Below are 679 nucleotides of genomic sequence, written 5' to 3'. Positions count from 1 at the left end.
GGCTATCCTGCTTTGTACAATATTGAATCGATTACGGCTGTGCGGTTGAGAGTCATCACGCAACATGAGCTATTGCAACTGCTTGCTGAGAACGCAAACATAAAACAGGCGATAGACGACTATATCGCTGAGCGTATGTATCACTATCAAAAACTTTTTATTTCGCGCATAAAAAACAAGCCGCAGCAGCGCTATGAAGAGCTGGTCTCAACACAACCCGAGATATTTGAAAAAGTACCCCATCACTACATCGCTGCATACTTAGGCATCACTCCTGTTTCTTTAAGCCGTATTAGATCAAAAACTAGCCTTTCTATTAACAATTGTTAAGGCGGCAAATCGAGCAGACTGTAAAATTGTCCATACTGAAAACATTCAATCAAAGGTGGACAATATGTATAAGAAAACAATCAGAGTCGGGTTTATTGGACTTGGCAAAATGGGCTCAGGAATATGTGCCAATATTCAGAGAGCTGGGTATGATTTGACCGTTTATAACCGCACGCTAGCAAAAACACAGCCTTTTGCAGAAAAAGGCGCGAAAGTTGCCTCCTCTATTAAAGAGCTAGTGGCACAGACAGATGTTATTTTTTCGAGTTTATTAGATGATAAGTCAGTGCTTGACTTGTGCCACGGTGAAGAAGGCATACTAGCGTCATTAACAGAAAATAAAATACAC

2 protein-coding genes are annotated in these 679 nt (G+C 40.8%); both read left to right on the top strand.

Annotation, left to right across the window (positions count from 1 at the left end; translation table 11 throughout):
* The coding region (locus ACS8FC_RS17885; protein WP_439297781.1) for a Crp/Fnr family transcriptional regulator at positions 1 to 330 on the top strand (330 nt) is incomplete at its 5' end.
* On the top strand, positions 323 to 679 hold a 357-nt coding region (locus ACS8FC_RS17880), incomplete at its 3' end, for an NAD(P)-dependent oxidoreductase (protein WP_439297782.1). The genes ACS8FC_RS17885 and ACS8FC_RS17880, both read left to right, overlap by 8 nt.

This window comes from Psychrobacter sp. 1Y4 (assembly GCF_051847555.1).
Note: the sequence above shows the minus strand (reverse complement) of the source record. Positions and strands in the feature narration are given on the sequence as shown.